23 protein-coding genes and 1 pseudogene are annotated in these 26,942 nt (G+C 75.4%); 11 read left to right on the plus strand and 13 right to left on the minus strand.

The features are described from left to right. Positions 1-9: 9 nt before the first annotated feature. A complete protein-coding gene (locus ABD437_RS21055) occupies positions 10-564 on the minus strand; it encodes an OsmC family protein (protein ID WP_344650598.1) in 555 nt (184 codons plus the stop codon). 89 nt (positions 565-653) lie between these two features. On the opposite strand from ABD437_RS21055, the gene ABD437_RS21060 reads away from it, so the two are divergent. Next, the gene (locus ABD437_RS21060) at positions 654-3,341 is read left to right on the plus strand and encodes an ATP-binding protein (protein ID WP_344650599.1); all 2,688 of its coding nucleotides are present in this window, start codon (positions 654-656) and stop codon (positions 3,339-3,341) included. Next, complete coding sequence (locus tag ABD437_RS21065; RefSeq protein ID WP_344650600.1) at positions 3,338-4,123, plus strand: class I SAM-dependent methyltransferase; 786 nt, start codon at positions 3,338-3,340, stop codon at positions 4,121-4,123. The genes ABD437_RS21060 and ABD437_RS21065 overlap by 4 nt, the downstream gene beginning before the upstream one ends. 312 nt (positions 4,124-4,435) lie before the next feature. On the opposite strand, the gene ABD437_RS21070 is transcribed toward ABD437_RS21065, so the two are convergent. Both ABD437_RS21070 and ABD437_RS21075 read right to left on the minus strand, forming a co-directional pair. Beyond that, on the minus strand, positions 4,436-4,807 hold the full coding sequence (locus ABD437_RS21070) for a VOC family protein (protein WP_344650601.1): 372 nt from the start codon (positions 4,805-4,807) through the stop codon (positions 4,436-4,438). A gap of 161 nt (positions 4,808-4,968) precedes the next feature. After that, on the minus strand, positions 4,969-5,793 hold the full coding sequence (locus ABD437_RS21075; protein ID WP_344650602.1) for an alpha/beta fold hydrolase: 825 nt from the start codon (positions 5,791-5,793) through the stop codon (positions 4,969-4,971). 113 nt (positions 5,794-5,906) lie between these two features. Between ABD437_RS21075 and ABD437_RS21080 the strand changes: the two genes are divergently transcribed. Genes ABD437_RS21080 through ABD437_RS21090 form a run of 3 tightly spaced genes read left to right on the plus strand, consistent with a single transcriptional unit; the run spans position 5,907 to position 9,256 of the window. Continuing rightward, complete coding sequence (locus ABD437_RS21080; protein WP_344650603.1) at positions 5,907-7,004, plus strand: hypothetical protein; 1,098 nt, start codon at positions 5,907-5,909, stop codon at positions 7,002-7,004. A 9-nt stretch (positions 7,005-7,013) separates the two neighbouring features. After that, complete coding sequence (locus ABD437_RS21085) at positions 7,014-7,688, plus strand: response regulator transcription factor (protein ID WP_344650604.1); 675 nt, start codon at positions 7,014-7,016, stop codon at positions 7,686-7,688. Continuing rightward, the gene (locus ABD437_RS21090; protein WP_344650605.1) at positions 7,685-9,256 is read left to right on the plus strand and encodes an ATP-binding protein; all 1,572 of its coding nucleotides are present in this window, start codon (positions 7,685-7,687) and stop codon (positions 9,254-9,256) included. The genes ABD437_RS21085 and ABD437_RS21090 overlap by 4 nt, the downstream gene beginning before the upstream one ends. A 2-nt stretch (positions 9,257-9,258) precedes the next feature. On the opposite strand, the gene ABD437_RS21095 is transcribed toward ABD437_RS21090, so the two are convergent. The 4 genes from ABD437_RS21095 to ABD437_RS21110 form a co-directional block, all read right to left on the minus strand. Further along, positions 9,259-9,921 carry a hypothetical protein gene (locus tag ABD437_RS21095; RefSeq protein WP_344650606.1) on the minus strand — a complete coding sequence of 221 codons (663 nt, stop codon included), beginning with the start codon at positions 9,919-9,921 and terminating at the stop codon, positions 9,259-9,261. Between the two features lie 60 nt (positions 9,922-9,981). Then, complete coding sequence (locus ABD437_RS21100; RefSeq protein ID WP_344650607.1) at positions 9,982-10,251, minus strand: response regulator transcription factor; 270 nt, start codon at positions 10,249-10,251, stop codon at positions 9,982-9,984. A gap of 534 nt (positions 10,252-10,785) precedes the next feature. After that, positions 10,786-11,187, minus strand: coding sequence for an FHA domain-containing protein (locus ABD437_RS21105; protein WP_344650608.1), 402 nt, complete (start codon positions 11,185-11,187; stop codon positions 10,786-10,788). Further along, positions 11,184-11,807, minus strand: coding sequence for a hypothetical protein (locus ABD437_RS21110; RefSeq protein ID WP_344650609.1), 624 nt, complete (start codon positions 11,805-11,807; stop codon positions 11,184-11,186). Before ABD437_RS21110 ends, ABD437_RS21105 begins: the two co-directional genes overlap by 4 nt. Between ABD437_RS21110 and ABD437_RS21115 the strand changes: the two genes are divergently transcribed. Continuing rightward, positions 11,807-12,397, plus strand: coding sequence for a ribosomal eL19 family protein (locus ABD437_RS21115; RefSeq protein WP_344650610.1), 591 nt, complete (start codon positions 11,807-11,809; stop codon positions 12,395-12,397). The genes ABD437_RS21110 and ABD437_RS21115 overlap by 1 nt on opposite strands. Before the next feature lie 663 nt (positions 12,398-13,060). Here the strand turns inward: ABD437_RS21115 and ABD437_RS21120 are convergent. From ABD437_RS21120 to ABD437_RS21145, 6 genes are read right to left on the minus strand one after another with little or no spacing between them, the layout of a single operon-like run. Continuing rightward, positions 13,061-14,344: a VWA domain-containing protein gene (locus ABD437_RS21120; RefSeq protein WP_344650611.1), complete on the minus strand. Its 1,284-nt coding sequence runs from the start codon at positions 14,342-14,344 to the stop codon at positions 13,061-13,063. After that, entirely contained in the window at positions 14,341-15,318 is a 978-nt protein-coding gene (locus ABD437_RS21125; RefSeq protein WP_344650612.1) for a PP2C family protein-serine/threonine phosphatase, read from the minus strand. The genes ABD437_RS21120 and ABD437_RS21125 overlap by 4 nt, the downstream gene beginning before the upstream one ends. Before the next feature lie 5 nt (positions 15,319-15,323). Then, complete coding sequence (locus ABD437_RS21130; protein WP_344650613.1) at positions 15,324-17,540, minus strand: serine/threonine-protein kinase; 2,217 nt, start codon at positions 17,538-17,540, stop codon at positions 15,324-15,326. After that, entirely contained in the window at positions 17,537-18,661 is a 1,125-nt protein-coding gene (locus tag ABD437_RS21135; protein ID WP_344650614.1) for a coiled-coil domain-containing protein, read from the minus strand. Before ABD437_RS21135 ends, ABD437_RS21130 begins: the two co-directional genes overlap by 4 nt. Positions 18,662-18,666: 5 nt before the next feature. Then, on the minus strand, positions 18,667-19,632 hold the full coding sequence (locus ABD437_RS21140; protein ID WP_344650615.1) for a glutamate ABC transporter substrate-binding protein: 966 nt from the start codon (positions 19,630-19,632) through the stop codon (positions 18,667-18,669). Then, complete coding sequence (locus ABD437_RS21145) at positions 19,629-20,936, minus strand: hypothetical protein (RefSeq protein WP_344650616.1); 1,308 nt, start codon at positions 20,934-20,936, stop codon at positions 19,629-19,631. Before ABD437_RS21145 ends, ABD437_RS21140 begins: the two co-directional genes overlap by 4 nt. A gap of 176 nt (positions 20,937-21,112) precedes the next feature. Between ABD437_RS21145 and ABD437_RS21150 the strand changes: the two genes are divergently transcribed. The 5 genes and pseudogenes from ABD437_RS21150 to ABD437_RS21170 form a co-directional block, all read left to right on the plus strand. After that, a complete protein-coding gene (locus ABD437_RS21150) occupies positions 21,113-22,309 on the plus strand; it encodes a hypothetical protein (RefSeq protein WP_344650617.1) in 1,197 nt (398 codons plus the stop codon). Further along, a complete protein-coding gene (locus ABD437_RS21155) occupies positions 22,309-23,355 on the plus strand; it encodes a serine/threonine-protein kinase (protein WP_344650618.1) in 1,047 nt (348 codons plus the stop codon). The genes ABD437_RS21150 and ABD437_RS21155 overlap by 1 nt, the downstream gene beginning before the upstream one ends. After that, positions 23,352-23,876, plus strand: coding sequence for a hypothetical protein (locus tag ABD437_RS21160; RefSeq protein WP_344650619.1), 525 nt, complete (start codon positions 23,352-23,354; stop codon positions 23,874-23,876). The genes ABD437_RS21155 and ABD437_RS21160 overlap by 4 nt, the downstream gene beginning before the upstream one ends. Beyond that, the gene (locus ABD437_RS21165) at positions 23,854-26,331 is read left to right on the plus strand and encodes an Hsp70 family protein (protein ID WP_344650620.1); all 2,478 of its coding nucleotides are present in this window, start codon (positions 23,854-23,856) and stop codon (positions 26,329-26,331) included. Before ABD437_RS21160 ends, ABD437_RS21165 begins: the two co-directional genes overlap by 23 nt. Further along, positions 26,328-26,942 (plus strand): annotated as a pseudogene (locus tag ABD437_RS21170) (hypothetical protein); the annotation flags it as partial. The gene ABD437_RS21165 and the pseudogene ABD437_RS21170, both read left to right, overlap by 4 nt.

Consider the following 26,942-nt stretch of genomic DNA (forward strand, 5'->3'; position numbering starts at 1 on the left):
CGCGGCAACTCAGCCGCCGTCGACGTCGATCCGCACCGCGACCCCGCTGGTGAGCACGTCCAGCACGGCCGAACGGGCCGCGGAGCGTTCGACCACGTCGCGCAGCTTCGCCGGGTCGTCGCCGCGCAGATGGAAGCTGATCCGGATCTGTGAGAAGCCGTTCCGGACGCCCTCGTCGAGGCCGAGGATGCCGCGCAGGTCGATGTCACCCTCCACCGTGGACGACACCTCGGTCAGCGTGACGCCGCGGGCGGCGGCGATGTTCGCGATGCCGCCGGTCAGGCAGGCCGCGAGCGCGTGCAGCAGGAACTCCGGTCCGGTCGGGCCGTGGTCGGCGCCGACCAGCACGGCCGGGTGGTCGGCGTCGTAGCTGCGCGGCTCGGCGTGGTTCATCTCCTGGGTCGCGCCGTAGAACCCGTCGATAGTCGACCGGTTGTGGGTGCCGCTGACCCAGGTGTTCGTCGCGCGGAACCGGAACTCGGCGATCCGCGGGTCGGCCTTGACCGCGTCGATGGTGGCGAACAGGGCCCCGGTGTCCACGCCGTTGGCGAGTGCAGTTGTCATGGTTCCCACTCTGGGGCGGCCCGCGTGCGGGGACATCCGTGCGCGCCACGGAGGTTGTCCGTCCGTGGCCACCACGCAAGACTGGGTCCGTGGCCGAGACGCTGACCGCCCGTGAGGCCGAGGTACTGGCTCTGCTCGCCGATCGGCTCACGAACGTCGAGATCGCGACGCGGCTGGTGGTGTCGGTGCGCACCGTGGAGAGCCACGTGTCCGCCCTGCTGCGCAAGCTCGGGGTCGCCGACCGGCGGGAGCTGGCCCGGCTGGCGCCGACCGCGGGCACCCGGCCGTCGCTGCCGTCCCCGCTCACGTCGTTCGTCGGACGCGTCCGTGAACTCGACGCGCTCGTCGGCGCGGTCACCCGGGAACGCCTGGTCACCGCGACCGGGCCCGGCGGCGTGGGGAAGACCCGGCTGGCGGTGGCGGCCGCGCACCGGCTGACCGGCGACTACCCCGACGGCGCGACGTTCGTCGACCTGGTGCGCATCGTGGACCCGGCGATGGTGGTGGCGGCGGTCGCCGACGCGGTGGGGGTGCCGGAGCGGGCCGGGACGAACCGGGAACAGGCGCTGCTGGCCGCGCTGGCCGGGCGCGACGGGGTGCTGGTGCTCGACAACTGCGAACACGTCGTCGACGGGGTGCGTAGTGCGGTGGAGCGGCTGCTCACCGGGTGCCCGCGGCTGCGGGTGCTGGCCACCAGCCGGATCCGGCTGATGCTGCCGTACGAGAGCGTGTTCGCGGTGCCGGGGCTGTCCACCGCGGACGCCGGGCTGTTGTTCGCGGCCCGGATGGTCGCGGGTGGGGCGCCGGCTCCGTCGGCCGGCGAGGAAGAGGTCATCCGGGGCATCTGCACCGGCCTCGACGGGATGGCGCTGGCGATCGAACTGGCGGCCGCGCGGGTTCCGGCGATCGGGCTGGACGGCCTGCTCGGCGCCGACCTCCCGCTGCTGACCGCGGGGTATCGCGCGGAGGGCCGGCACACCTCGCTGCGCGCGACGATCGACTGGAGCTATGCGCTGCTCGGGCCGGAGGAGCGCGCGGCGCTGCGTGCCGCGGCGGTGTTCGCGGCGCGCTTCGACGCCGAGTCGCTGGCCGCGGTGCTGGGCCGGCCGCGGACGGCGACGCTCGACGTGCTGGGGCGGCTCGTCGACTGGAACCTGGTGGCGCCGCGGCGGGGCGCGGTGACCAGCTACCGGATGCTGGAGACGATCCGCCAGTACGCCGCGGAGCTCTCGCCGGACTACCGGGAGGAGCACCTGCGCTGGTCACGCGACCGCTTGGCCGCGCTGCTCGCCGAGGCCGACCCGGACGCGGACGCCGCCCGGACCGGCCACCGCGCCGCGGACGCGGGCCGGGCGCTGCGTAACTGGTGCGCGGTCGCGGACCCGGTGCTCGACGACGGGCGGGCCGCGCTGCGGTGGGTCGGCGCGCGGCCGGGGCGGGGCGCGGAGGCCGCGGGGCTGGCCGAGCTCGTCGCGGCGGTCTCGTTCCGGCGCGGGCGCCCCGGCGAGGCCCAGCTGCGTTACACGCAGGCCGCCGACTGGGCCGACGAGAGCGCCGACCGCCACCGCCACCTGCGTTACGCCGCCGGCGCGGCCGCGGTGCGCAACCTCGGCTCGGACGCCGTCGACCTGCTCGAACGGGCCGCGGCCGGCGCCGACGACCCCGACGACGCCGCCGAGGACCTCGCGCTGGCCGCGATGTACGAACACCGGTGCCGCGGCATCATGGGCCGCACCGTTCCGGCGGAGCAGACCGAGGAGCGCCTGGCCCGGGCCCGGGCCCGCTCGGCCGGTGGCCCACGGGCGGTGGCCGCGATCGCGATGGCCGAGGGCTGGGCCCCCGGCGCGACCGCACGTTCCCGGGCCCGCACCCGCGCCGCGCTGGAACTGGCCCGCGCGGCCGGCGACCCGCTGCTGGAGAACATCGTGCTCGACCAGCTCATCGTCGTCGAACTCGCCGACCGCGACGTCGCCGCCGCACTGGACGCCGTCCGCGGCCGCCTGCCCGTGCTGTCGGGCGAACCGATCGACGCCCGCACCGGGTTCGAGTTCTTCGACGCCGCCCAGATGGGCAGCAACCTGTTCCTCGCCGCCGGTGACCTGGCCGAGGCCCGGCGGCACGCGGACCTCGTCGCGGCGTTGCCGTTCTACCGCGAGGAGGAACACATCGGGCTGGCCCGCCGCATCGACGTGGACACGCTGGCCGGCGAGTTCGCGTCGGTCGTCGAGGCCGGCGAGCGGATGGAACGGGACTGGGTGCGGGCCGGCCGCCCGGTGGCCAGCAACCTGGCGGTGAGCGCGTACTGCGTCGCCGCGGTGCACGGCCTGCTCGGCGACGACGACGCGAGGGCGCACTGGACCGGGATCACCAAGGCGCTGCTCGGCGCGTACCCGGACGTGATCCGGCAGCGGGCCGGCTGGGTGCCGGTGCTCGACGCGCTCGTCGACCTGCACCGGGGCGACGCGCCGGCGGCGTTCGCCCGGCTGGCGGCCGAACCCGAGGACGCGTCGGACTGGGCGAACGCGAACCTGGTGACGTGGCAGGCGTGGTACGCGGCACTGTGGGCCGAGGCGGCGGTGCTGGCCGGGCACGCCTCGGCGCCCGGCCGGTTACCGGTGGCCCGGACCGTGGCCAGGGCCAACCCGATCGCGCTGACGATCATCGACCGCGGCGACGCGCTGCTGCGCGGTGAACGCGCGGAGCTGCCCGCGCTGGCCGAGCGGTTCGCGGCCGCCGGTTGCCCGTACCAGCGCGACCGGACATATTCGCTGGCATGACGACGACCTGGAACGGATGGGCCGCGGCCGCCGCCGTGCTCGACGAGCTCTACCGCCCGCTCGCCGACGCGCTGCTCGGCACGATCCCGCCCGGCGACGCGCGCCGGATCCTGGACGTCGGGTGCGGAACGGGGGCCACCACGATCGCCGCCGCCCGGCGTGGCCACTGCGTCGGGGTGGACATCTCCGAGCCGATGGTGACCGCCGCCCGCGAACGCGCCGGTTCCACGGTGGAGTTCGTGCTCGCGGACGCCCAGACCCACCCGTTCCCGGCAGGCGCCTTCGACACCGTGATCTCGCGGTTCGGGGTGATGTTCTTCGACAATCCGCGGGCCGCGTTCGGGAACCTGCGCCGGGCGTGCGTCGAGGGCGCGGCGCTGCGGTTCGTGGTGTGGCGCAGCGCGGCGGAGAACCCGTTCCTGCGCGCGGCCGTGCCCGCGGCCCGGGCGGTGCTGCCCGACCTCGGGGAGCGCCCGACGACCGGGCCGGGACCGTACGGCCTGGCCGACCCGGTCTCCGCCCGGCAGCACCTCGACTCCGCCGGGTGGGCGGACGTCGTCGTCCGGCCGCTGGACGTCGAGTGCCGGATGCCGGAGGCGGACCTCGAGGTGTACCTCACCCGCATCGGGCCGCTCGCTCCCGCGCTGGCCGACGCCGACGCGGAGACGTACACGCGCGTGTGGGACGCGGTCCGCCCGGCCTACGACCGCTGGGTGCGCGACGGCGAGGTGCACCTGCCGACGGCGTGCTGGCTGATCGAAGCCGAGGCGCGCCCGGCCTGAGCTGTGCGCGCGGGTTCGAGACGTCGGCCGCTCCGGGCTCGTGGTGATCGGGGAAGTCCGGTCGACGGTGCCGCCGTCGACGGAGCCGGGCCGCCGCACCAGGCGCTGTTGACCGGGCCGCCGCCCCAGGCGCTGTTGACCGGGCCGCCGCCCCAGGCGCTGTTGACCACCGCTGGACGAGCCGGCGCCGTGGCCGTGCCGGTGGTCGGCCACCGGGCTTCGGCACGCGGGCCGGCGAGCAGCGCCGCGCCGGCGAGGGCGGCCTCGAGCGTTACCGAGCGGTCGCGAGCCGGTGCGACACCAGGGGGCGCGTCAGCCGTTCGGGCGGGACTTCAGGCCCTGCAGGGACCAGGAGTTGCCGTCGGGGTCGGTGAGGTGCACGAAGTCGCCCCACGGCTGCGGGTCCACCTCGCTCGCCTCCACGCCGGCCTCGAGGAGCTGGGCGCGGGCGGCCGCGGCGTCGGCGACCACGACCTGGATCTCCTGCGTGCCCGGGGTCTTCTCGGTGATGCCCTCGCCGATGACGATCGAGCACGCCGAGCCGGGCGGGGTCAGCTGCACGAACCGCAGGCCTTCGCGGACCCGGTGGTCGTGGTCGGCGTTGAAGCCGATCTTCTCGTAGAAGGCCTTGGCGCGGTCGACGTCGGTGACCGGCACCGGAATCAGTTCGATCTTCCAGTCCATGCCCGGCACTCTAGGAGACCGGTACGACACTTTCCGCCACCACGAGCGGCGGCCGGCCGGGACGCGATCGGCGACGAGGCGCTGACCCGGCTGCGGCTCTCGGTGCCGGGCCGCGCGGTCGTGGTCGCGCGGGCGATCGTCACCGGGCCGCGCGAGGTGGCCTACGCGCCGAGGAACCGGCGCACGGCGTCGGCGAAGAGGTCCGGCGCGGTGTGGGTGGCGAAGTGCAGGTGGCCGGGGAACACGACCCGCTCGGCGGCCGGGAGCACCGCCGCGAGGGCGTCCATCGTGGACGGGATCGGCTCCCAGCTCTCCCCGCCCTGCAGGAGCAGCACCCGGGCGTCGATCGACCGCCAGCGTTCGACGTCGCCCGGGTCGGCGGCGAGAGCCTCCAGATCGTGCAGCGACCCGACCGCCTCGGCCAGCGCCGCGCCGTCCGGGGCCGCGTCGGCCGGAACCGCGTCGTCCGGAACCGGATCCGCCGGTGCGGCGGCCAGGGCGGCGAGCAGCGGTGCCGGTACACGCGCCACCTCCGCGGCGAACAGGTGGTTCGCGCCCGCGAGGTCACCGGCGGCCACCAACGCCCGGTACTCGTCGACGACCCCCGCCGCCCCGGACGCTCCGGCGGCGAACAACGGCGGCTCGAACAGCACGAGCGACCCGACCCCACCCGCCCGCGCCGCGTGCAGGCCCACGATCGCGCCGTACGACGCGCCCACCACCGCGGCCGATCCCGCGGCCGCCGCCACCGCACGCAGGTCGCTCACGTCGTCGGCGAAGGACTTCGGCCGCGCGCAGCCGCCGCTGGGCGCGTACCCCCGCCGCGCGTACGTCCACAGCTCGAACGAATCCTCGAGGTACGGCGCCACCGGCGCCCACGAGTCGAGGCCACCGGCCGTGCCGTGCACGAGCACGACCGGCGTCCCCCGCCCCCGGCGCCGCGCGGCGAGGCGCGTCCCGTCGTCCGCGTGAAGAGAGATGTCCACGGGCCGGAGCCTCGCACGCCCCGCGTCGGCACCGCACGCGAGATTCGCCGGTTCTGAGAACTCGCTCAGAACTTCTGCCGGGACACCTAAGCCGGCCCGGCAGGGTGCCGGCCATGACACCCATCCTCCGTGGCGCGGCGGCCACGCTCGCCGCTCTGGCCGTGATGACGGGCCTCGCGGCGACGGCCCTGGCGCTCCTCGACGCGCCGATGGCCCTGGTCCCCGCGGTGCTCGCCGCGGCCGCCGGCGCCCCCGCCGGACTGGCCGGCGAGATCGCGACCCCGCTCGTCCCGATCGCTCTGCGTGGCACCGTCGACGTCGTGCCGCTCGGCGTCGCCGCGCCGGGCGTCGTCGTGCTCGCGGTGGTGTTGTGGGGTTCGGCACGGACGCCGCTCCGGACGCTCGCGCTGCGCACGGCCGGGGCCGCCGGAACCGCGGTGGTGGTGCTCGCGGTGCTCGCGCGCGTGGACGGCGCCGCGGTCGACGTCCCGCTGCCGACCGGGCGGATGCCGCTGCCGACGAGCGCCGCGCTCACCGTCGCGCCCGGCTCCGCGGTGTTCACCGGCCTGCTGGTCGTGCTGGGGCTAGGGGCGGCCGGCGCGTTGCTCACCCGTGTGCACCACCGCCGCGTCCTGGTGGTGACGGCGTTCGCCGGTGCGGTCGCGCCGGTCCTGATCGGACTGGTCGCGGCCGTGGTCGTGGCGCCGCGGCAGCCCGCGCTCGCCGGGGCGGCGCTGCTGTTCGGCGCGAACGCCGTGCTCGCCGCCGTCGGGATGTCCGCGCCGACGACGTCGGCCGGGCCGCTGTCGCCGCTCCTGGACACCGCGGCCGGCCGCGGCAGCTGGCTGCTCGTCGTCGTCGCGCTGTCGACCGTCGCGGCCCTGGCTCTCACCGCGCCCCGCCCGGCTCGGCCGCCGGTCCCGGGCGACCGGTGGCGTCGCGTCGGGGCCGAGGCGGTGGCGGCCGGAGCCGTACTCGGCCTCACGCTGGCCCTGACCGCGCTGCTCACGACCGGTGGGCTGGACCTCGCGATCTCCGTCGCGGTGTTCCGCACGCCGCTGCTCGACCTGCGGCTGGAGCCCTCCCCCGGCTGGGCGCTGCTCGCCGGCGCGCTCACCGGCGCACCGGCCGGCGCGGTCGGGAGCTTGACCGCCGACGTACGGTGGCGGGCGCAGCAGCGCCTCGTCCGGCGCATCCGCGCCTACGGGTGAGGTCAGGCAATGCAGCGCTTGCTCGTGGTCGACGACGACGACACGGTCCGCGGCCTCCTCGCCGACGCGCTGCGGTACGCCGGCTACGACGTCACCGCGGTCGCCACCGGGGCGGACGCCATCGACGCGGCCCGGCACGACCCGCCCGACCTCGTCGTCCTCGACGTGATGCTGCCGGGCATGGACGGCTTCGACGTGGTCCGTCACCTGCGGACCGCCACCGACCACGTCCCCGTGCTCTTCCTGAGCGCCCGCGACGACTACTCCGCCAAGGTCGACGGCCTCACGCTGGGCGGCGACGACTACGTCACCAAGCCGTTCCACCTGCCCGAGCTGATCGCGCGCATCGAGGCGATCCTGCGCCGCGCCGGCGGGGTGCCCAGCGCCCTGAGCGTCGCCGACCTCACGCTCGACCCCACGACCCGCGAGGTGCACCGCGGCGGCCGGCCGGTGCGGCTGTCGCCGACCGAGTTCCGGCTGCTGCAGTACCTGATGGAGCGCTCCGGGCAGGTCGTCTCCAAACCGCAGATCCTGGAGGACGTCTGGCGTTACGACTTCGCCGGCGACACCAGCATCGTCGACACCTACGTCAGCTACCTGCGCCGCAAGGTCGACGCCGGCGAGCCGAAACTTCTCCACACCCTGCACCGCGTCGGCTACGTGCTGCGCGGGCCGCGGCGATGATCCCGCGCTCGCTGCGGAGCCGGCTGCTGCTGACCACCGTCGTGCTGCTGGTCGTCGGTCTGCTCGTCAGCGACGCGGTCGTCACCTCGGCGCTGCGCCGGCACCTCGTGGACCGGGTCGATCACCAGCTGGTGCCGATCACGCTGGTGATGTCGCGGCTCGATCCGGGCGCGGTGCGCCTGGACGGCGGAGTGCCGCTGGCACGCGCGCTGGACCTGATCAACGCGGTGTCGGTCGCCTACCTCGACGCCGACGGGCGCGTGACGCACGTCGAGAGCACCGGGTCGTCGCCGCCGCGGTTCGACGCGTCGCTGGCCGGGCGCCCCACCGGCACGGCGTTCACGCTGGACGGCTCGTGGCGCGCCGTGGTCGCCCCGCGGCCGGGCGGCGGGGTCGTGGTGGTGGCCGCGTCGCTGAGCACGATCGACGCCACGATCGGCCGGCTGCGCCTGGTGTGCCTGCTCACCGGACTGCTCGTGGTAGCGCTGCTCACCGGCGTCGGCTGGCTCGCGATCCGCGCCGGGCTGCGCCCGCTGCGCACGATCGAGAACTCCGCGGCCGCGATCGCCGGCGGCGATCTGACCCACCGCATCCCCGACGCCGGTCCTCCCGGCACCGAGGTGGCCCGCCTCACGTTCGTGCTCAACACCATGCTGACGCAGATCGAGCGGGCGTTCGCGGCCCGCGCGGACTCCGAGGCCCGGATGCGCCGGTTCGTCGCCGACGTCAGCCACGAGCTGCGCACCCCGCTGTTCGGCATCAAAGGGTCGGCCGAGCTGCACCTGATGCGCGGCGGTGCCGACGAGACCATGCGGCGCATCGACCGGGAGGCCGGGCGGCTCGCCGCGCTGGTGGAGGACCTGCTGTTGCTGGCCCGGCTGGACGAGCCGGCCGCCGGACCGCTGCTCGAACCGGCCCCGATGGACCTGCGCACGCTGGCCGCCGACGCCCGCCACGACCTGCTGGCGCTGGACCGGGACCGGCCGGTCTCGCTCACCGGTCCCGGGGCGTCCGAGCCGCCGGGCCCCGCGCTGGTGCTGGGCGACGAGGCGCGGCTGCGTCAGGTCGTCAGCAACCTCGTCGGGAACGTGCACGCGCACACGCCGGCCGAGGCGGCGGTGCGGATCGGCGTCGGCCGCCTCGGCGACGAGGCGATTATCGAACTGGCCGACAGCGGGCCCGGGGTGCCCGGCGACGACGTGGAGCGCGTGTTCGACCGTTTCCACCGGGGTGACCGGTCACGGACCCGAGAGGTGGCGATCGGCGCGGACTTCGGGTCAGCGCGTTCGGGACCGGCCGATTCGGGGCCGGCCGATTCGGGGCCGGCCGATTCGGGGCCGGCCGATTCGGGGCCGGCCGATTCGGGGCCGGCCGATTCGGGGCCGGTGGAGGGGGATTGGTCGGAAGCCGGACGGGGTGGCTCCCGGGTGGGGGCCGGGTTGGGGCTGGCGATCGTGCGGTCGTTGGTGGTCGCGCACGGGGGCCGGGTCGAGGTGCGGCCGACCCCCGGCGGCGGCGCGACCTTCCGGATCGCGTTGCCGTGGCTGACCGAGCCCCCGGCCCCGTGAGCTCACTCCCGCCGCGACTCACGCACCCGCGATCCGAACGCGGCGACGAGGAAGACCGCGAAGATCACCAGGTTCACCAGCCAGCGCGGATCGCCCACGTGCAGCCCACGCGCGAACTCGGCCCGCTCCGCCGCGGTGAGACGCGCCGTCGAGTGCTCCGCGCCCGCGAAGTCGAGCCGGGCCCCCGCGAACACGAGATACGTCCAGATCCGGAGCAGAAAGTACAGCCCGGCCGCGACGAGGATCAACACACGCCGGAGCCCCGGCCGCCACCCCACGATCAGGAGAACAGGGATCACCACGAGCTCGATGGGCACGTTGGCGAGGATCGCGATCGGAATGCTCGGCAGGAACATCGCGATCATCACCTCGCCGGTGACCGACTCGGTGCCCAGCGCGGTACGCAGCATGAGCAACCCGATCGCCCCGCCGAACGCGAACAACGCCATCGTGGTGGCGCCCAGCGCCACCAGCACGTCCTCGGTCCAGGCCCGGCGGACCGGCCCACGCGCCACCCACCGCGCGACGACCGCGACCAGAGCGGCCCAGACCGCGGCGACCCCGACCGCGATCGGAGCGGGCAGGAACTCGACGAGCGAGAGACCTTGCACGACGAGCGTGAAGACCGTGGCGAGCACGACGCTGACTTTTCCGGGTGATTCCATGCCGGCCGACGCTAGGAAGCGGGCCGGTTCCCGGCATCTGCCGAACGGCCTAGACCGGGTCTACTCCAGCAGCCCGGCGTCGCGGGCACGGGCCACGGCCTGCAGTCGGCTGGTGGCGCCGAGCTTGCGGAAGATGTGGTGGAGGTGGGCCTTCACGGTGCCCCGGGCCACGAACAGGGCGGCCGCGATCTCCGCGTTGGACCGCCCGGCCGCGAGCTCCCGGAGCACCTCGATCTCGCGGGCACTCAGCGCCTCCCCCGGCCGGAGACCGCGCACTCCGGACGGTCCGTCGGCCGACGTGGGGGCGGCCCGACCGGGATCGGCCGTCATGTCAGCGGCCGGCCCAGCAGCGGCCGGCACGGCTGCTAGCGGCACGGCGGCAGGCGCCCCGGCAGCGGGCAGAGTGGTGGCGGGAGAGTCGACGGCAAGTGGCTCGCTCGCGGGCGCCACAGCAGCGGGCAGCTCGACGGCAGGCGCCCTGCCAGCAGACGGGCCAGCAGCAGACGCCTCTGCGACGGGCGCCTCTGCGACGAGTGGGTCGGTAGCGGACAGCCCGGCAGCGGACAGCTCAGGGGCGAGCGTTTCCGGCGCGGGCGGCACCGCGGTGGGCGGCACCGCGGTGGGCGGCTCCGTGGCGGGGGTCGGGCCCCGGGGTGGGGAGGGCGGGTGTGGTCGGAGGGCGGAGTGGACCGCGTAGATCGTGGTGAGGAGAACGGCGGCGCCGAACGGGGGGATGATCCACCACTGGTCGAGGCCGCGTTCGATCATCGCGAACGACAGGCCGACGACCACCATCGCCCAGGTGAAGCAGCCACTGACCACCACCGTGGCGAGTACTGTCCGACGGGTTCGCATCGGGTCGGCCTACCCGGGTGGGTCGGTGTGCAGGGTGAGCCGGGTCCAGGCACCGATGTTGACGGTGTCGCCGGTGCTCAGTGGCACGGGCCGTTCGGCTTCGATGGGGTGGGCGCTGCCGTTGAGGTAGGTGCGGTTCGTGGAGCGCAGGTCGATGATCGCCCAGGTGCCGTCGGGTTGGGGCACGAGCAGGGCGTGGGTGGCGGAGACGGCGGCGTCTTCGGGTGGGCCGGTCAGGTCGATGTCCGGGTAGATGCCGCGGGAACGACTGCGGCGGCCGATCAGGAGCTGCCGGGGGCCCAGTGCGAAGCGGCGTTCCGGGACGAACGCCGGGAAGCCGACGTCGGCGGCGTCGGGTCCGTCGAGGCTCTGCATTCTGTCGAAGTAGGCGCGATCGGCGGTGACGCTCACCCACCACACCTCGCCGGTCCGTTGCCGGGGTGGGGTCGCGAGGTCACCCCATCCCGGGGCGGGCACCCCGCCGCCGAGCGGCCGCCCGCCGCCTCCCCCATACGCGAGCGCCCCACCGCCGCGACCTGCCGCCCCACCACCGGAAGCAGCTGCCTCCCCACCAGAACCTGCGGCCTCCCCAGGAGGAGCTGCCGCCTCCCGGCCGGAAGCCGCCGCCGCACCGCCAAAAGCTGCGGATTCACTGCCAGGAGCCGGGGCCGCACCGCCAAAAGCTGCAGCTTCACTGCCAGGAGCCGGGGCCGCACCGCCAAAAGCTGCAGCTTCGCTGCGAGGAGCTGCCGCCGCAGCGCCAGAAGCTGCGGCTTCACGGCCAGAAGCTGCGGCCGCACTGCCAGAAGCTGCGGCCTCATTGCCAGAAGCTGCGGCTTCACTGCCAGGAACTGCCGCCGCACTGCCAGAAGCTGTGGCTTCGCTGCCAGGAGCCGGGGCCGCAGCGCCCGAAGCTGCGGGTCCGCTGCCAGAAGCTGCCGCCACACTGTCAGAAGCTGGGGCTTCCCCACCGGAAGCAGCTTCCGCGCCGCCGAGAGCTGGCGCCGCACCACCAGAAGGTGCCGCAGCAATGCCAGATGCTGCCGCCGCGCTGCCAGAGGCTGGGGCCTCCCCGAACGCCTGCGCCGCACCGCCAGAAGCTGCCCCCACATCGCTCGAAGCTGCTGCCGCACCGCTGCTCGAAACTGCCGCACCGCTGCTGGAAGCTGCTCCACCGCTGCTGGGAGCCGCTCCACCGGTGCTGGGAGCTTCCGCTGAGTTGCTGGGAGCTTCCGCTGAGTTGCTGGGAGCTTCCGCTGAGTTGCTGGGAACCGTCGCCAGGCTGCTGGGAACCGTCCCCGGGCTGCTGGGAGCCGTCCCTGAGCTGCTGGGCGCTATCGCTGTGCCACCAGAGGGTGGCGCCGCGCTGCTCGATACGACCGCCGCGCCGCCGGGAGCGAGGTCGCCGCTGCCGGGAACTGACATCGCGCTGCTGGAGGCTGCAGCCTCGCTGCCGAGTGCAGCTGTCGCACTGCTGGGACCGGTCGCCGCACTGCCGGGAGAAAGCGCCGCACTGCCGGGAGAGGGCGCCGCGCTGCCGGAAGAGGGCGCCGCGCTGCCGGAGGAGGGCGCCGCGCTGCCGGGAGGAGCGGTCGACGCGCTGCCGGGAGGGGTGGTCTGACTCCTATCGGGAGTGGATGGTGGGGCCATAGGTGCGCCGGGGTCGGGGGCGACCTTAGGTGGAGTAGAGGTCGGTGGGGCCAGAGAGTCCGCGCCGCATTCTTCGCAGAAACGACCGGTGAGATCCGTGCCGCACTCGGGGCACACCGTGGCAGTCCCGCCCGGAGCGCCGCCCGACACAAGTCCCGCAGCGCCGCCCCGCGCTTCCCCGGCGGCAATCCCGGCAGCACCACCGGCACCACCGCCCGACGCGAACCCCGCAGCACCGCCCGACGCGAACCCCGCAGCACCGCCCGACGCGAACCCCGCAGCACCGCCCGACGCGAACCCCGCAGCACCGCCCCTCGCATTTCCCGCAACACTGCCTGCGGCACCATCCGCGACACCAGCCGGATCGGACGTCGGCAGACCGCCTGGATCAGAGCCTGGAGCAAACCCCGGCGCACTGCCCGGCGCACTGCCCGGACCAACCCCCGGCGTACTGCCCGGAGCACCACCCGGTGTACTGCCCGGAGCACCACCCGGTGCACTGCCCGGAGCACCACCCGGTGCACTGCCCGGAGCACCACCCGGCACAGCCCCGGCCAACCGGACGCCGCACTCGTCGCAATAGTCCGTTGACTCGGACGTATGCCCCTTCGGACACACCACCATGCCGAACCCTTCAGTCCGCCGGTCGCGGGCGGACCTGCTGCGTCTTTCGGGACGCCACCGCCGCCATCTCGGCGTCGATACTCGCAGCCACCTTCCGCAGCCGCACCGTCCCGGTGCGTTCGTCGACCACGTCCACGACCTTCGCCAGCAGTTTCGCGGTGTCCTCGCGGCCCGACTCGGCCGCCAGCTGCACCGCCCGCCCCAGTTTCAGCGTGGCCCGGTCGAGGTCACCGGCCTTCTGCGCCGCCGTTCCCTCGAGGATGGCGTCGGCCAGCTCGGTCTCGTTCGTGTAGTGCGCGACCTGGCGGTTGATCGTCGTCGTGGAGCTCAGGTCGTCGGTCCACACCGCACGGACCAGCGACTGGCCGAGCACGTCGTCGCCGTGCACGACCGAGACCCGCGCGGCCAGCACCTCCTGGCCCACCGGGTGGGGTTCCAGGTCGATGTTCAGGTGGTAGTCGCGGCTCTCCGCGCCCCAGGCGCCGATCGGGTACTCGCCGACGCGGGCGCCGGTGTCCCGGCGGCGCCCGGTCAGGTCGATGATCTCCGGGTGGACCTGCTTGACGAACCGGATCGTCGCGCCCGCCGGTGTCCACAGCCGGAGCCGGACGTCGGCCCTGGTCTTGCCCATCGCGGTCCGGGTCATCGCGACGAAGTCCGCGGCCAGCTCGCCCGGGTCGGTGATGCCCGACGCCGTCCCCAGCAGGTGTTCGGCGATCTTGATCAGGTCACGCGCGACCCAGCCGTCGCCGACGCCGCGGCTGTCGCAGACGAACAGGCCGGCGCAACGCTCGAGCACCCGGTCGAACGACTTCTCCGATTCGCCGTTGGCGCCGTCGGTGAGCAGGATGGCGTGGTTGATCGTGGCTCCGTGCCGCCGGAACAGGTCGGCGGCCAGTGTGAGCCAGGCGCCGATCGTGGTGCCGCCGCGGGTGCGCAGGCGCTGGACGGCCAGCCGGGCCTCGGCCCGGTTGGCCGGCGAGGACGTCGCGAGCCGGCTCCGGCCGGGGTAGACCGTCCACGCTTCGGTGTCGCCGGCCACGATCGCGAACGCGACACCGTCCGGAATGACGCCGAGCGCGGCGATCGCGGCCTCCTTCGCGGCACGCAGCTTGGCGCCGCTCATCGAGGCCGAAACGTCGATCATCACGACCTCGGCCGCGGCCGCACCCCGGGCCGGGGCCGCGGACACCGCGCCGGTCTGCGTCACGGTGACGACCGCGTCCACGGTGCGGCCGCCGGCCGGGAGGAACTCGTTCTGGTGGGTCTCCACGGTGACCTGCGGTGTGCTCATGGCACGTCTCCTCCCGGGTTGCGGCGGGGTACCGCCAGCAGGGCAACGGCGATGTTGTCGACGCCGCCGGCGGCCAGCGCGCGCCCGACGAGGGTCTGCGCGGCGGCGGCCGGCGACGAACCGGCGACGCCGGTCAGGTCGGCCGGGCCGTCCAGGTAGCGGGACAGGCCGTCGGTGCAGAGCAGCAGGAGGCCGGGTCCGTCCACCGCGACCGCCACCACCCGCGGGCCGACGTCGGGCGCGTCGCCGCCGAGCCACCGGGTGAGCGGCGCACCGGGCCGGTCGGGCCGGGCGTCGTCCACGGTGAGGCACCGCGCCGCGCCGGTGTGCGGGATCCAGTACGCCCTGGAGTCGCCGACCCAGCCGACGACCACCGCGTCCCCGGTGACGATCCCGGACACGTACGTGCAGCTGGGCGCGTCGGCCGCGGCCGGGTCGGCGAGCGCGTGCACCGCGGCGGAGGCGTCGTCGAACGCCGCTTCCGACGCCCGGTGCGCGCCGCCGCCGTCCCCGAGCACGCGGAGCGCGGCGGGGAGGGCGGCCTCGCAGGCGGCCACCGCGGCCACGTCGGCGCGGGGTGAGCTGGCGACGCCGTCACAGACCACCGCGGCGGCGCCGGCGGCGGTGCGCCCGATCGCGATCGCGTCCTCGTTGGCGTGGCGGCGCCGGCCGCGGTCGGTCAGCGCGGCCACGTCGGGCAGCTCCAGCGCGGCCCGGTCGCGTCCGGCGCCCCGGCGACGTCCGCACTCACCGCAGTACCCGCCGACCGACGCGTCCGCTCCGCAGTGCGCGCACCGCCCACCGGCCGCCCCGGAGCCGAGCCACCCCGAACCGGGCCACCCCGAACCGGGCCACCCCGAACTGAGCCACCCCGAACCGAGCCACCCCGGCGGGGCCGCGCCGAGCGCGGTGCCGCAGGCCTCGCAGAACTGGTCGGTGGCGGCCGCGGGCGCCGCGCACCGGGTGCAGGTCATCCGGGTCACACCAGCGTCCGGGGCCGGACCCGGTTGGCCCGGTCGACGAGCGTGATGCGCGTCCCGGCGTCCGGGGCCAGCTTGGCCAGCGTGCGGTACACCGTCTCCAGGCCGAGCCGGACGTCGCGCTCGGTCAGCGCGCACCCGAGCACCGTGCCCGCCGGGCGCGGTGTGCCGGTGCGGCGGCCGGTGGTGAGCCAGGTCAGCGCCGCGGTGAGCACCTCGGCCGCGAGCCGGGCGCGTGCCTCGCCGTCGAGCGGCAGCCGCTCGACGCGGGCGGACACGTCGTGGAACCCGGCGGCCGACGGCGGCGACTCCAGCCGCGCACGCACCGCCGCGACCTGCGCGGTCAGGTGGTGGCTGGACGAGGCCGGGACCTGTTCGAGCACCTCGATCGCGCCCGCGTGGTCCCCGCGGGCGCGTCGGACCCGGGCCAGGCCGAACGCGGCGCTGACGTACGCGTGGTCGCAGGTCCACACGCGCTGGTAGCGGGCGAGCGCGGCGTCGGTTTCGCCGGCCCACTCGGCCGCGACGGCCAGCGCGAGCTGGGGCGCGAGCTCACCGGGCAGCGCGCGGTAGACGGCGTCGAACGACGTGACGGCCGCGCGCGGATCGGCGTCGGCGAGCGCCGCGAGGCCCCGTAACCAGTCGGGACGCCAGTCGCGCCGCTCGTCGCGCGCCAGCTGGTCGATCAGCGCCCCGGCGGCGGCGGCCCCGCCGGCCAGGAGGTGGGCGCGGGCCAGCGCGATCGGCACCTCGACGCTGTCCGGCGGCGCGCCCCGGGCCGCGGTCGCCAGGTCGGCGGCGCCCAGGTCGCGGGTGGCGAGCAGGAACGCGGCTCCGGGGTCGGCCGGGTCGACCTGCGGCACCGGCAGCGCCGCCGCGATCGCCGCCCCGTCGAACGCCGTGCCGCCGGTCGTGGTGGCGCCGGTCGTGGTGGTGAAGGCCGCGCCCTCGTGGGTGAAGCGGGTGGAGGCGGCCGGGCGGGGGATGCCGTCCGCGGCGCAGAGCACCTGACGCAGGACGCCGAGCAGCTGATCGGCGAGGTCGGCGGCGGACTCGAAGCGGCGGTCCGGGTCGGGGTCGGTGGCACGCAGCAGCAGCCGGTGGTAGGACTCCTGCTCGGCCAGGAGCGGCTGGTCGGCGGGGTCGGGCAGCCGGTCGGCGTACCGGGTCGAGAACCCGCGGAAGTCGAAGCTGAGCACGGCCATCGTGCGCGCGACCGTGTACAGGTCGGAGCTGATCGACGGCCCGTCGGTGGACACCTCGGGGGCCTGGTAGCCGACGGTGCCCCACACCACGCTGACCGGGTCGTCGAGGCGACGTACCGCGCCGAGGTCGACGAGCTTGAGCCGGTCGTCGGTGTGGATCGCGTTGTCGGGTTTGAAGTCGCAGTAGAGCAGGCCGTGCTCGTGCAGGTAGCCGAAGGCGGGCAGGATCTCCAGCCCGTACGCGAGCACCCGGTCGAGCGGAAGGGGCCGGGCCCCCTCGGCGGTGCGCAGGTCACGCAGGGAGCGCCCACCGACGTACTCCATCACGAGGTACCCGACGTCGGCGGAGGTCTTCGGGTCCGGGTGCAGCGCGAAGTCGTGGATCTTGACGATCGCCGGGTGGTCGACCGAGACGAGGAAGCGGCGTTCGGACACCGCGGCGGCCACGGCGTCCGGGTCACCGGCGTCGATCAGGCCTTTGAGGACGACCCAGCGGTCGCTGACGTCGTCGCCGACGTTCTTGTCGCGGGCCAGGTAGATCCAGCCGAGGCCGCCGTGGGCCAGGCAGCCGAGCACCTCGTAGCGTCCGCCGACGAGCGTGCCCGGGGCCAGCGCGGGCACGAACGAGAACGGCGTGCGGCACGCCGGGCAGAAGCCCTCGACGCGGCCGGGGCGCCCGTCGCGGTCACGCCCGACCGGCCGGCCGCAGCCGGGGTTGCCGCAGAAGCGTCGGTCCTGGGCCACCCGGGGGTCGGCGAGCACGGCGGTGGCGGGGTCGCGCCGCGGGACCAGCGGCAGGTCGAGCAGGCCGCCGCCGACCCGGCCGCGGCCGGGCCCGGTCCGCCGCGACGGCCCGGTCCGACGGGACACCCCGGACGTCCGGGTGGAACCGACCGGCTCGGAGACCCCGGAGACACCGGTCGCCGCGGGGGCCTTGCGGCCGCACTCGTCGCAGTAGCCGTCCGGGTCGTACGCCCCGGGACACCCCGCACGCACGCAGGAACCGCTCATCCGGCACCGCCTCCCCCGGCCAGCGACCGCTGGTACGCCACCACCGCGCGGGTCGAGGCGGCCAGATCACACGGCGCCGTCCACAGCAGCGACCGCGCCGTCTCGTACGCGGCCACCACCGCGGGCTGCTCGGCCACCCCGGACCCCACCGCTTTGGCCCGGTAGGACTCCAACCGCCCACGCAGCTCCTCCCGGCGGGCCAGCAGCCCGTCGGCGAACTCGCGGCGCTGCGCCACCGCGTTCAGCGCCGCGCCCACCGCCTCCTCCAGCGCCGGGAGGGCCTCGTCGAGCGCGGTGACGTCGAGCCGCGCGAACGTGTCGAGCCGGCGCCGCAGGCCGGCCGACACGACGACCTCGGGCGGCAGCCGGGGGTCGTGGATGCGGGCCAGTGCCCGGGCGTCGGCGTCCCGCACCGCGTTCTCGTCGGACGCCAGGCGGGTCAGCGACTCCGCCAGCGCCGCCCGCCGCGCCGGGTACCCGGCCCGCCTGGTCGCCAGCCCTCGCAGCCGCTCGACGGTCGCTTCGGTCGTCGCGATCAGCGAGGTGGCCGCGGCGGCGTGCAGGTCGATGCCGAGCGGGTCCGCGCCCGCCCGTTCGCGCAGGTCACGCAGGGCCGCCGCGATCGCGGCCTCCCCCGCGCCCGCGGCCCGCGAGGCGTCGTCGAGAGCGGCTTCGAGCAGACGCAACGCGTGGACGGTCGCGAGCCGTTCGCTGACGTCGGTGAGTTCGGCGCGGACCTGCCGGCACTCCTGCTCGAGCCACTCGCCGACCCTTGCCACCGGCACGCCGCGCACCTGGTCGGGCACGTCGGGGCCGGTGAGCGGGCCCAGCAGCCGCGCGGAGAGCGACGTCAGCTGCGCGCGGTTCCACCGGTCACCGGGTGGGCGGGCGGCGTCCAGAGCCGCGCCGAACGCCGCGAAACCGGCCCAGAGCACGTCGATGCGCTGGCGCAGCCGCTCCCAGAACTCCCGGGTGACGCCGTCCAGCGACGCCGCGCGCAGGTAGGCGAGCCCGCCGTCGGAGCCGTCCATCGCCAGCAGCGCGCCGGCGAGGCGCCCGCGTTCGTCGGCCAGCTCGGTCAGCAGCCGGGTGATCGCCGCCCGGTTCGTCGTGGTGAACATCGCGGTCAGTCCCGGTAGACGGCGGCCGGGGTGGGCGCGGGACCGAGCGCGTGCAACCAACGCCGGTAGCTGCGCGCCAGTGCGCCGGTGGACCGCAGCCGGTCGAGGACACCGTTGGTGAACCGCACCAGGTCGACGTTCTCCTTCGGGATGCCGACGCCGGACGGCTCGCTGCTCAGCGGCGGCCCGACCAGCTCGGTGCCGGGGTCCTGGGCGACGAGGCCGAGCAGGATCGTGTCGTTGGTGGAGACCGCGTCCACCTGGCCCTGCTGGAGCAGGACGAGGCAGTCGAGCGTGCTGTCGGTGCTCACCGGCCCGATCCCCGGGATCGTCGCGATCGTGGCGATGCTCGTGCTGCCCTTGGTGGCGCAGACCTTGCCCCGCCGCGCGGCCACGTCGTCGAGCGAGGTGATCCCGGACCCGCGGTTGACGACGATGCGCTGCCGGGCACGCAGGTACTCGGTGGAGAAGTTGACCTGCTGCCACCGGGCGCAGTTCATCGTGACGGTGCGGATCACCATGTCCACCTCGTGCCGCTGCAGCACCGGGATCCGGTCCTGCGTGGTGATGTGCCGGAACTGCACTCGGCCCGGGTCGCCGAAGAGCGCCCGGGAGATCTCCCGGGCCAGGTCGATCTCGAACCCGGCCAGGTCGCCGGTGGTGCGGTCGCGGTAGGCGAGCAGGTAGGCGTTCTGATCGATCCCGACGACCAGCCGGCCGCGCCGGACGATCCGGTCCATCGTGCTGCCCGCGGGCATCCGGCCGGGCGCGGGCATCGCGGCCGGCGGCCGGTAGCTGGCCAGCGGGTCGCACCGCGGCTGCGGCGACGGGCTCGCCACCACGGCCGGGTCGGCGACGTTCTGCGGCCGGGGCCGGAGCGCGGCGGGGCGCTCCTCGGTCCCACCGGCGGGCGGGGCGGCGGAGCAGGCGGTCAGCGCGAGCACGACCAGCGCGAGCGAGAGACGCCTCATCGGTACTCCCCGATCCGGTTGCGGGTGCCGAGCACCACCGCGGCGAGCACGAGCAGGCCGAGCCCGGCCACGGCCGTGCGCGCGCCGGCCAGGTCGGCGGCGGCCTGGTCGGCCCGGGCGTCGAACCAGTGCCCGGTGGCGTCGACGTACTCGTCGAGGGCGCGGTCGAGCTGCTCGAACGTGGCCGACGGGGGCCCGGACGCCAGCTCGACGGCCTCGTCGTACCGGCCGCCGTCGTCGAGCTCGCGGACGTCGTCGTGGAGCGCGCGCCAGCGGGCGGCCAGCCCGGCGATGCGTTCGACCTGGGCGCGGTCGGCGCCGGGCCCGGCCGCCACGTCGCCGAGCAGCCCGCCGCGGCCGTCGTTCCCGATCAGCCCGGTCAGCATCTCGGCGTAATGGCGCTCGTCGGCCCGGCCGTCGCCGCGCGCGATGAGCGTCAGCGACTCGTCCGCGCGGGCCTGCAGTACCGCCACCCGCGCCTCGGCGAGGCGGGTGAACTGCTCCGAGCCGGACTCCCGGCCGATGTTCAGGTTCCCGACCGCCGACCCCACCGCCACCACGAACCACACCAGGGCGACGACGGTCGCCAGCGACGCCACCGCCAGCCCCGGGTTGATCAGCCGGTTCGTGCGCCGGGTGAGGAACGCCTGGGCCCCGGCCAGCGCGAGCAGCAGCACGAGCCCGGCGATGAGCACCGGCACCGGGAAGTCGGCGCCGCGGCGCTGGGCGTCGGCCAGACGGCCGGTCTCCAGCGTGACGAGCCGCTGCGCGGCCGGGAGCAGCGTGTCGCGCATCAGCCCGGAGGCTTCACGCAGGTAGGCGGCACCGAGCGGGAGCTGCTGGCGGTCGTAGGCCCGCGCGGTCTCGACCAGTCCGGTGTAGACCGGCAGCCCGGCGGCGAGCAAGCGCAGCTGGTTCTCGCTCGCGCGGCCGGGGTCGTTCGCGCTGCTGGTGGCCCGCAGCGCCGACGCGATCGCGGCCCCGGCCTCGGCGACGTCGTCGAGGTAGCGGGTGCGTAGCGCGGACGTCTCGGTGCCGGCGCCGAGGAACGCCGCCGCGGCGGTCGCGTCCGCATCGGACAGCGAGCGGTAGATGTCCAGCGCGTGCACCGACAGCGGCCCGCTGACCGTGCGCACGTCGTCGACCCGGTCGGCGCGCCGGCCGACCGCGAGCAGCCCGGCGACGCTCCAGAGCAGGCCGAGCGCGACCAGGCCGGCGGTGATCGCCGTCAGCAGGCCGGGGGTGGTCCGGGCGCGCTGGGCGGCCGGTGAGGCAGCGATCCGAGTAGGTACGTCCAGCAGCACGACCGCCCCCGTTCCACGGGCCGAGCACCGAGTACGCCTCAGGTTAGGGACCGGGTCAACCGGTGCGCGGCCCCGATTGTCGGCAACACGACAACCGACGGTGATGTGTAGGTGACGTGTAGCGGCCGGGGTCACGCTCGGCGTCCACATCCGGCACGCGGTGACGGGGCGCGGTGATGGACCTCCTTCTGGCGGCGTTGCGGGAGAGCGCGACTCCCGCTCTCTACCGGCGGAACACGTTCCGCCTCACCGGGCTGCCCACCGGCGCGGACCGGCGCACCGTCCGGGAACGACGGCAGAAGGTCCTCACGCGGCTCGAGGTCGGCGCCGACGTGGACGGAGCCGCCGTGGACGGGGCCGCCGTGGACGGGGCCGCCGCGGACGGGGCCGGCGCCGATCGCCGGGAGGTCGCCCGTGCGTTCGACCTGATCCTCGGTGACCCGCGCCGGCGCCTGGTCGACGAGCTGTTCTGGTACTGGGACGGCGACACCACGGCCTGCTCCTGCCCGAGCACCCTGCACCGCGACCACGACGAGGCGGTGCTCTCGCACCGGGAGGTGCTCGAACGGGAGGCGCGCAGCGTCCAGCTCTCCGACGGCGAACGGCGCGAGCTGGACGAGGACTGGGCCGACGCCGCCGCGGAGTGGGCGTCGGTGCTGCGCCGGGTCGCGTTCTTCGACCACGTCCGCCACCGGATCGCGGTCCTCGACGACAAGCAGCTCGACGAGTCCGCGCTCGACGTGATCCGCGACGAGCTCCCGCTCGTGCTGGTCAAGCCGCTGGTGCTGCTCGCGGCGGGCTCCCCGGACCGGCCGGCCCGCCTGCGCGCGGCGGCGCTCGCCTGGCCCGCACCCCGCGACCAGGTGCTCGACCTGCTCGAACAGTCGGCCGAGCCGCTCTACGACGACGTCACCGCGGCACTGCAGGAGGCCCGGGACGCGCTGGAGAGCAACCGGCCGCTCGCCGCCGCGACCGCGCTGAGCACGTCCGCGGTGCCGCGGCTCGCCCGCCTGGACGCGCTGGCCCCGGCGGCGGAGCACCGCCGCACCAGCCGCACCCGCAACGACGTCGCGATCGCGTTCAACAACTGCGCCGTCCAGGACATCGACACCCGGGGCGCCCCCGCCGAGCAGGCCGCGCGCCGGTGGCTCGGCACCGCGAAGAGCCTCGCAACCGACGCGGACACCCGCACCGCGATCACCCGGAACACCGAGTACGTGGGCCAGGTGGTGCTGGCCGAGCGGCGGCGCGGCGTGCCCCGCGAGGCCGAGTGGACACCGGCCCCGCCGACCCCGGTCTCCGGTGCCGGTTGTCTGCTGTGGCTGGTGCTGGTCGTGCTCCTGGCGCTGTTCCTGATCTGGGTGAACCGCTGATGGCCCTGGTACGCGGCGGTGAGCGCATCGGCGACTCGCTCGTCGTCGACCGGATGCTCGGCGAGGGCGCCTTCGCCGAGGTGCACCGCGTCGAGCACCGCCACCTCGGCCGGCTGGCGATGAAGGTGTTCAAGCGGGTGACCTCCGAGGCGGAGACCCACGACCTGCTCGGCGAGGCGCGCCTGCTCTCCACGCTCGGGCACCGGAACGTCATCCGGCTCTTCGACGTCGGCGTGCTCACCACCGCCGAGGGGCGGCGCGGGTACTTCACGATGGAGTACGTGCCCGGCGGCACGCTCGAGCGGTTCGTCGCCGCGCACCGCCCGGCGGTGCCCACCGACGTCGCCGCCGAGGTGACGGCGCAGATCGCGGCCGGTCTCGCGGTGGCGCACGGCCAGCACCCGCCGGTGCTGCACCGCGACCTCACGCCGGCCAACGTCCTGATCGGCTACGACGGCGCCGGGCTGCGGATCCGGATCAGCGACTTCGGCCTGGCCGTACGGGCCGACCCGGTCACCCGGCTGGCCGGCGCCCAGGGCACGTACGCGTTCATGGCGCCCGAGGTGCTGCGTCACGGCGGGTACTCGTGCGCCGGCGACGTCTGGTCGGTGGGTGTCCTGGCCTACGTCATGCTCACCGACCACCTGCCCTACGACGACGGCACGCCGTTCGCCCCGCACCGCCACGTCCGGTTCCGGCGGCCGCTGCTGCCGCCGAGCCGCTACAACGAGACCGTCGACGAGGAGCTGGACCGGATCGTCACCGCGGCGCTCACCGTCGACCCGTGGCAACGCACCCCGACCGCCCGCGAACTCGGCGACGCACTGGCCGCGCGCCGCGTGCGGGCCCCGGCGCCCGCGGTGACGACGGCCGAACCGGGCCCGGGCGCACAGCGGCTGGTCGCCGACGCGTACGCGCTGGCACGCACGCCAGGCGGGCTCGGGCGGGCCGCGGATCTCCTGGAGGAAGCCATCGGCCTCTCCCCGCGCCTGGCCGGACGGCACGCCCACACGCTGATCCGCTGGCGACGAGGAGTGGTGCTGTGAAGCCGACGACCCGCCTGCGTGCCGCCCTGCGTCAGCGACGGCAGCCCGCGAGCTTCCGGATCGCGCCGCCGGACGACGACGAGCTCGTCGCGCTCCTGACCGGGCTCCTCGACGCCCTCCCCGACGAGAACGCGCCGGACGACGCCCGGGACGACGCCCGGGACGACAAGGCGCTGGCCGACGCGGCCACGAACCTGTGGCGCGCCCAGCGGCGGCTGGCCCGCGACTCCCCCACCGCCCGCGACCGCCAGACCGGCCGCTACCTGCGCTCCTGCCGGGACGCGCTGCGCTACGCCGGCCTGGTCGTCCAGGAACACGACGGCGACGCGTTCCACCCCGGGCGCTCGATCGAGGTGCTGGCCGTGCAGGAGGAGGCGGGCCGCACCGCCGAGGTCGTCCTCGAGACGGTCCGCCCGACCGTGTACCGGCACGATCGCCGCATCCAGATGGGCCAGGTCATCGTCGCGGGCCCGGCCGTGAACACCGCGAGGAGTGAGCATGCCGGTCAGCAGCACGATTGACGTCGGAATCGACCTGGGCACCACGAACAGCGCCATCGCGGTGGTCACCGGCGGTGAGGCCGTCATCGTGAAGAACAACGACGGCTGGGACACGACGCCGTCCGCGGTGTGGTTGCCGAAACCGGACGTCGTGCACGTCGGCCGCCGCGCCCGCGAGCGCGTCGAGTCCGACCCGGACAACACCGCGGCCGAGTTCAAGCAGGAGATGGGCCTGGCGGACGCGCGTCACCCGTTCGCCCGCGCCGGACGCGAGCTGACCCCGCCGCAGCTCTCGGCCGAGGTGCTGACGTCGCTGCGTGCGGACTTCGCCCAGCGGCTCGGCACCGCCCCGCCGCCGTTCGCGGTGATCACCGTGCCGGCCGCGTTCACGCTCAACCAGAACCAGGCGACGGTCGAGGCCGCAACGCTCGCCGGGTTCGAACCCGGCTGCCCGCTCGTGCAGGAACCGACCGCGGCCGCGTTCGCCTACGGCTTCCAGGACGCGGCCGAGCACGGGTACTGGCTGGTGTTCGACTTCGGCGGCGGCACGTTCGACGCGGCGATCGTCCACCAGCGCGACGGTGACCTGCGGGTGCTCAACCACGCCGGCGACTCGTTCCTGGGCGGCAAGCTCATCGACTGGGCCCTGGTCGAGAAGGTGCTGGCGCCGGCCGCGAGCCGCGCGCTGGGCTTCGCCGACTTCCGCCGGGACAACACCGCCTGGCGCGCGAACTTCGCCAAGCTCAAGCTGGCCGCCGAGGAGGCGAAGATCCAGCTCTCGCGCACCGACCGGGTCGACGTGGACGCCGTGCTGCGCGGCCCGGACGGCACCGAGGAGGAGTTCGAGTACACGCTGCGCCGCGACGAGCTGGACACGATCGCCGAGCCGTACTACGTCCGCGCGATCAACCTGTGCCGCTCCGCGCTGCGCGAGGCGTCGCTGGAGCCGGCCGACGTCGACCGGCTCCTGCTCGTCGGTGGCGTCACGCTCTCGCCGGGGCTGCGTGAGCGGCTGGCCGACCCGCGGCACGGCCTCGGCGTCGCGCTCGACACCAGCCTCGACCCGAGCACGGTCGTCGCCCGGGGCGCCGCGATCTTCGCCGGCACGATCCGCCGCCCGGCCACCGCGTCGAGCCGCGCCGCGGCCCCGGGTCGGTTCGTCGTCGACCTGGCGTTCGAGCCGAGCGTCACGACGACGACGCCGACGGTCGGCGGGCGGTTGCGGAGCGTCGGCACACCGGACTGGAGCTCCTACGGCGTCACGCTGTCCAACCCGGACGGGCACCCGCCGTTCCGGTCCGGTCTCGTCCGCCTGAACGCGGCCGGTGCGTTCGCCACCGAGGTCGACCTCGACCCGCACACCACCTCGCACTTCACGGTGGAGCTGACCGACGCGGGCGGCGCCCGGCAGCCGCTGACCCCGGACACGTTCTCGATCACCCACCGCGACGTGGAGTTCGGTGGGGTGCGGCTGGCCCACTCGCTCGGCATCCAGCTCGCCGACCGCGCGTTCGCGGCGATCCTGCGGAAAGGCGAGACGCTGCCCGCACGCGCCCGCGAGGTGTTCCACACCTCCGGCGCGCTGCGGCGCGACCACGCCGACGCGGTGATCCGGATCCCGATCGTCCAGGGCGAACGCCCGCGCGGTGACCGCAACCGGCAGGTCGGGATGCTCGAGATCCGCCCGCGTGACGTGCGCATCGACCTGGCCGCGGGCACCGAGGTGGAGGTGACGTTCGAGGTCGACGCGTCCAGCCTGGTCACCGTCGTCGCCGACGTGCCGCTGGTGCAGGCGCAGTTCGAGGCCGAGATCAACCTCGACGCGGTGCGCACGGCGAGCGTCCGGAGCCTCCAGGAACAACTGGCCGAGGTCGACCGGCGCCTCGATCGGCTCCGCGAGGCCGGCGGTGGCCGGGAACAGCTCGACCGGCTGGACGACGAGAGCGCGCTGGACACCGTCCGGGACCAGGTCGGGGCCGCCCGGGTCGACCGGGGCGCGGCCGCCGCGGCCGAGGAGCGCCTGCGTGACCTGCAGGCCGAGCTCGACGACATCGAGGAGAACGCCCAGCTGCCGGAGCTCACCGGGCAGCTGCGGAGCCTGCTCGACGAAGCCACCGAGACCGTGGACGCCGCCGGCGACGCCGCCGACCGCCGCGAACTGGCCGACCTGCGCCGCCGCGCCGACGCCGCGATCGCGTCCGGAGAGCTCGCGGCGGTGCGCGCGGTGGTCGATCGCACCTCGTCGTTCGTGATCGAGCTCGAACGGCGACGCCCGGACTGGCCGGTGCAGCTGTTCTTCGCGCTGGAGTCGATGGTGCCGCGCTCGGCCGCCGCCGACGGGTTGCTGGCCGAGGGGCGCCGGGCGATCGGGGCCCAGGACGTCACCGGGCTCACCGCGGTCAACCAGCGCCTGGTGCGGCTGCTGCCGAAGGACGCGCAGGACAAGGTCATCGGACTGCGGCCGGCGTCGTCGTGACCGCCGCGCCGCGCGCCGCGCTCGACCGGCGGCTGACCCTGCACCGGGCCCGCGCCGCCGCGTACGCGGGTGATCTGGAGACGGCGTCGACGCTGTTGGCCGGGCTCGATCCCGGCGAGGACACGCCCGCCGGGGCCGGCACGGGCCGAGCGCACGATCCGCGGGTGGGCCCCCGGCACGGCGCCGCGGACACGGACCGAGCGCATGACCCGGGGGCGGACACCCGACGCGGCGCCGCGGACGAGCACGACCCGGGGGCGGACACCCGACGCGGTGCCGCGGACACGCACGACCCGGGGGCGGACGCCCACCGCGGCGCCGGGGACGCGGACCGGGCGCGGGTGCTGGACCTGGGCGGGGAGTACGGCGACGCGGACCGGGTGCGGGTGCTCGAGCTGCGGGCCCGGGTGCGTGCCCAGCGCGGGGAGTACGAGGCCGCCGACGCGGACTGGGTGCGCGTGCTCGAGCTGCGGCCCGGCGATCCGGACGCGGTGGCCGGGCGGGCGGCGCTGGCCCGGATCGCGGCGGGGCGGCGGGTCCGTCCGGTGTACACCCCGGCCCGCGGGGTGGCGGCGCTCGCGACCGCGCTGCTCGTGGCGTCGGCGGCGGTG

It is taken from the genome of Cryptosporangium japonicum (genome assembly GCF_039524755.1).
Lineage (GTDB): Bacteria > Actinomycetota > Actinomycetes > Mycobacteriales > Cryptosporangiaceae > Cryptosporangium > Cryptosporangium japonicum.